Genomic DNA, 5,408 nt, shown 5'->3' with positions numbered 1-5,408 from the left:
AAGCGAATAACCTTCAAGTTTGACAGGACTTTAAAAAACCTGTTAGAATTCAAGGCTCTGCTGATCGCAGCAAAGCTTGAAAGAAAAGAAGAGATTCTGATCTTTCGGTTCCTTAAAAATATACAGCCGATAAGCGTGGGCGTTTGATGGCGAGTGCCAAGTTCTTTGGAACTAGTGCTTAGCACTACAAACGCTCATGAGATAGAAGTGAAGTTCACTTCAATTCTTTTTTATGAGTTGCTCGAAAGAGCGAAAAAATCAAGATCGAACTGTAGAGTTTGATCCTGGCTCAGATTGAACGCTGGCGGCATGCCTTACACATGCAAGTCGAACGGTAACAGGTCTTCGGATGCTGACGAGTGGCGAACGGGTGAGTAATACATCGGAACGTGCCCGATCGTGGGGGATAACGGAGCGAAAGCTTTGCTAATACCGCATACGATCTACGGATGAAAGCAGGGGACCGCAAGGCCTTGCGCGGACGGAGCGGCCGATGGCAGATTAGGTAGTTGGTGGGATAAAAGCTTACCAAGCCGACGATCTGTAGCTGGTCTGAGAGGACGACCAGCCACACTGGGACTGAGACACGGCCCAGACTCCTACGGGAGGCAGCAGTGGGGAATTTTGGACAATGGGCGAAAGCCTGATCCAGCCATGCCGCGTGCAGGATGAAGGCCTTCGGGTTGTAAACTGCTTTTGTACGGAACGAAAAGCCTCTTTCTAATAAAGAGAGGTCATGACGGTACCGTAAGAATAAGCACCGGCTAACTACGTGCCAGCAGCCGCGGTAATACGTAGGGTGCGAGCGTTAATCGGAATTACTGGGCGTAAAGCGTGCGCAGGCGGTGATGTAAGACAGATGTGAAATCCCCGGGCTCAACCTGGGAACTGCATTTGTGACTGCATCGCTGGAGTGCGGCAGAGGGGGATGGAATTCCGCGTGTAGCAGTGAAATGCGTAGATATGCGGAGGAACACCGATGGCGAAGGCAATCCCCTGGGCCTGCACTGACGCTCATGCACGAAAGCGTGGGGAGCAAACAGGATTAGATACCCTGGTAGTCCACGCCCTAAACGATGTCAACTGGTTGTTGGGTCTTCACTGACTCAGTAACGAAGCTAACGCGTGAAGTTGACCGCCTGGGGAGTACGGCCGCAAGGTTGAAACTCAAAGGAATTGACGGGGACCCGCACAAGCGGTGGATGATGTGGTTTAATTCGATGCAACGCGAAAAACCTTACCCACCTTTGACATGTACGGAATCCTTTAGAGATAGAGGAGTGCTCGAAAGAGAACCGTAACACAGGTGCTGCATGGCTGTCGTCAGCTCGTGTCGTGAGATGTTGGGTTAAGTCCCGCAACGAGCGCAACCCTTGCCATTAGTTGCTACGAAAGGGCACTCTAATGGGACTGCCGGTGACAAACCGGAGGAAGGTGGGGATGACGTCAAGTCCTCATGGCCCTTATAGGTGGGGCTACACACGTCATACAATGGCTGGTACAGAGGGTTGCCAACCCGCGAGGGGGAGCCAATCCCATAAAGCCAGTCGTAGTCCGGATCGCAGTCTGCAACTCGACTGCGTGAAGTCGGAATCGCTAGTAATCGCGGATCAGAATGTCGCGGTGAATACGTTCCCGGGTCTTGTACACACCGCCCGTCACACCATGGGAGCGGGTTCTGCCAGAAGTAGGTAGCCTAACCGTAAGGAGGGCGCTTACCACGGCAGGGTTCGTGACTGGGGTGAAGTCGTAACAAGGTAGCCGTATCGGAAGGTGCGGCTGGATCACCTCCTTTCTGGAAAACTGCATTCAATATTGAACGCCCACACTTATCGGTTGTTGGAAGAAGAAAGCTGCTTGCTTGTAGGGTGACTTACGGGTGAGTGCGATGGGTCTGTAGCTCAGCTGGTTAGAGCACTGTGTTGATAACGCAGGGGTCGTTGGTTCGAGCCCAACTAGACCCACCATATCTTCCGAACATCAGATGCGAGGATCACTGGGGGATTAGCTCAGCTGGGAGAGCACCTGCTTTGCAAGCAGGGGGTCGTCGGTTCGATCCCGTCATCCTCCACCAACCACTTATCAATCAACACCAAAGCGGCTTCGCAAGAGGCCACTTTGTTGTTGACCGAGATTACTCGGATCAATCGGCTGTTCTTTAAAAATTCATAGAGTCGAATCAGCGTTGTCAGAGGAAACTGCACATTCGTAAAGGTTTAGTGCAGACCGTGCCTCTGATGACAATTTTTTGATTGCGTCAAAACGAATGTTCAATAAGCGAAAGCTAGTTGAAATTCAGTAATGACGAATGTTTCTTGATAGTGATATCGAGGAATTATTCACATTACGGCATAACGCGCGAGGTGAAAGACCTCGCAAGTCCAGACAACAATGGAGATGTCTTGAAAGAGACGTCAAAGTTATAGGGTCAAGTGACTAAGAGCATGTGGTGGATGCCTTGGCGATGATAGGCGACGAAAGACGTGAAAGCCTGCGATAAGCTTCGGGGAGCTGGCAAATAAGCATTGATCCGGAGATTTCTGAATGGGGAAACCCACCTCGCAAGAGGTATCGCATGATGAATACATAGTCATGCGAGGCGAACCGGGTGAACTGAAACATCTCAGTAGCTCGAGGAAAAGACATCAACCGAGATTCCGAAAGTAGTGGCGAGCGAAATCGGAGGAGCCTTCTAGTGATAGCACGACTGTTAGCAAAACGGGATGGAAAGCCCGGCCACAGCAGGTGATAGCCCTGTATGCGAAAACAGACGTGTGGTACTAAGTTAGAGAAAAGTAGGGCGGGGCACGAGAAACCCTGTCTGAATATGGGGGGACCATCCTCCAAGGCTAAATACTCATCATCGACCGATAGTGAACCAGTACCGTGAGGGAAAGGCGAAAAGAACCCCGGGAGGGGAGTGAAATAGATCCTGAAACCGCATGCTTACAAAAAGTAGGAGCCCGCAAGGGTGACTGCGTACCTTTTGTATAATGGGTCAGCGACTTACATTCAGTGGCAAGGTTAACCGAATAGGGAAGCCGTAGAGAAATCGAGTCCGAATAGGGCGTCCAGTCGCTGGGTGTAGACCCGAAACCAAGTGATCTATCCATGGCCAGGATGAAGGTGCCGTAACAGGTACTGGAGGTCCGAACCGACTAGTGTTGCAAAACTAGCGGATGAGCTGTGGATAGGGGTGAAAGGCTAAACAAACTTGGAAATAGCTGGTTCTCTCCGAAAACTATTTAGGTAGTGCCTCAAGTATTACCTTCGGGGGTAGAGCACTGTTTTGGCTAGGGGGTCATGGCGACTTACCAAACCAAGGCAAACTCCGAATACCGAAGAGTACAGCTTGGGAGACAGAGCACCGGGTGCTAACGTCCGGACTCAAGAGGGAAACAACCCAGACCGCCAGCTAAGGTCCCTAAAATTGGCTAAGTGGGAAACGAAGTGGGAAGGCTAAAACAGTCAGGATGTTGGCTTAGAAGCAGCCATCATTTAAAGAAAGCGTAATAGCTCACTGATCGAGTCGTCCTGCGCGGAAGATGTAACGGGGCTAAGCCAGTTACCGAAGCTGCGGATGTGCAATTTATTGCACGTGGTAGGAGAGCGTTCTGTAAGCCTGTGAAGGTGTCTGGTAACGGATGCTGGAGGTATCAGAAGTGCGAATGCTGACATGAGTAGCGTTAAAGGGGGTGAAAAGCCCCCTCGCCGTAAGCGCAAGGTTTTCTACGCAACGTTCATCGGCGTAGAGTGAGTCGGCCCCTAAGGCGAGGCAGAGATGCGTAGCTGATGGGAAACAGGTCAATATTCCTGTACCGATCAATAGTGCGATGTGGGGACGGAGAAGGTTAGCTCAGCCAACTGTTGGATATGTTGGTTCAAGCCTGTAGTCGTGCCTGGTAGGCAAATCCGCCAGGCTTAGATGAGGGGTGATAACGAGTCTGCTTGCAGACGAAGTGAGTGATACCCTGCTTCCAGGAAAAGCCACTAAGCTTCAGCTATTGACGACCGTACCGCAAACCGACACTGGTGCGCGAGATGAGTATTCTAAGGCGCTTGAGAGAACTCAGGAGAAGGAACTCGGCAAATTGATACCGTAACTTCGGGAGAAGGTATGCCCCAAGTAGGTGAACCTGTACAAGGCGAGCCCAAAGGGGTTGCAAAAAATCGGTGGCTGCGACTGTTTAATAAAAACACAGCACTCTGCAAACACGAAAGTGGACGTATAGGGTGTGACGCCTGCCCGGTGCTGGAAGATTAAATGATGGGGTGCAAGCTCTTGATTGAAGTCCCAGTAAACGGCGGCCGTAACTATAACGGTCCTAAGGTAGCGAAATTCCTTGTCGGGTAAGTTCCGACCTGCACGAATGGCGTAACGATGGCCACACTGTCTCCTCCTGAGACTCAGCGAAGTTGAAATGTTTGTGATGATGCAATCTCCCCGCGGAAAGACGGAAAGACCCCATGAACCTTTACTGTAGCTTTGTATTGGACTTTGAACAGATCTGTGTAGGATAGGTGGGAGGCTTTGAAGTGAGGACGCTAGTTCTCATGGAGCCAACGTTGAAATACCACCCTGGTGTGTTTGAGGTTCTAACCTAGGTCCCTTATCGGGATCGGGGACAGTGCATGGTAGGCAGTTTGACTGGGGCGGTCTCCTCCCAAAGCGTAACGGAGGAGTTCGAAGGTACGCTAGTTACGGTCGGACATCGTGACGATAGTGCAATGGCATAAGCGTGCTTAACTGCGAGACTGACAAGTCGAGCAGATGCGAAAGCAGGACATAGTGATCCGGTGGTTCTGTATGGAAGGGCCATCGCTCAACGGATAAAAGGTACTCTGGGGATAACAGGCTGATACCGCCCAAGAGTTCATATCGACGGCGGTGTTTGGCACCTCGATGTCGGCTCATCTCATCCTGGGGCTGTAGCCGGTCCCAAGGGTATGGCTGTTCGCCATTTAAAGAGGTACGTGAGCTGGGTTTAAAACGTCGTGAGACAGTTTGGTCCCTATCTTCCGTGGGCGCTGCAGATTTGAGGAAGCCTGCTCCTAGTACGAGAGGACCGGAGTGGACACACCTCTGGTGTATCGGTTGTCACGCCAGTGGCATTGCCGAGTAGCTAAGTGTGGAAGAGATAACCGCTGAAAGCATCTAAGCGGGAAACTCGTTTCAAGATGAGATCTGCCGGGGCCTTGAGCCCCCTGAAGAGTCGTTCAAGACCAGGACGTTGATAGGCTGGGTGTGGAAGCGCAGTAATGCGTTAAGCTAACCAGTACTAATTGCTCGTGCGGCTTGACCCTATAACTTTGATCAGCAACTCTTTGCTGTCAGGTTGTTATGCCAAGTGACGCAGTCAAATAACCAAAGCTGATTTAACTCTATGAATTCGCCGCCCAGATATCCG

General features: G+C 51.1%; 2 tRNA genes and 2 rRNA genes. All 4 read left to right on the top strand.

Going from position 1 to position 5,408, the window contains the following annotated elements:
• The first annotated feature begins 266 nt into the window (after positions 1–266).
• The 4 genes from BM070_RS23720 to BM070_RS23705 all read left to right on the top strand — a co-directional run bounded on the left by BM070_RS23720 (position 267) and on the right by BM070_RS23705 (position 5,304).
• Positions 267–1,795, top strand: a 16S ribosomal RNA gene (locus BM070_RS23720).
• Positions 1,796–1,890: 95 nt separating this feature from the next.
• A tRNA-Ile gene (locus tag BM070_RS23715) sits at positions 1,891–1,967 on the top strand.
• A gap of 31 nt (positions 1,968–1,998) precedes the next feature.
• Positions 1,999–2,074: transfer RNA gene (locus tag BM070_RS23710), tRNA-Ala, on the top strand.
• Between the two features lie 352 nt (positions 2,075–2,426).
• Positions 2,427–5,304, top strand: a 23S ribosomal RNA gene (locus BM070_RS23705).
• The 16S and 23S rRNA genes sit together here with 2 tRNA genes alongside, the layout of an rRNA operon.
• Positions 5,305–5,408: the final 104 nt, after the last annotated feature.

This window comes from Paracidovorax wautersii (assembly GCF_900113035.1).
Classification (GTDB): Bacteria; Pseudomonadota; Gammaproteobacteria; order Burkholderiales; family Burkholderiaceae_C; genus Paracidovorax; species Paracidovorax wautersii.
The sequence above is the reverse complement of the archived record's forward strand: the minus strand, read 5'-3'. Positions and strand labels throughout refer to the sequence as shown.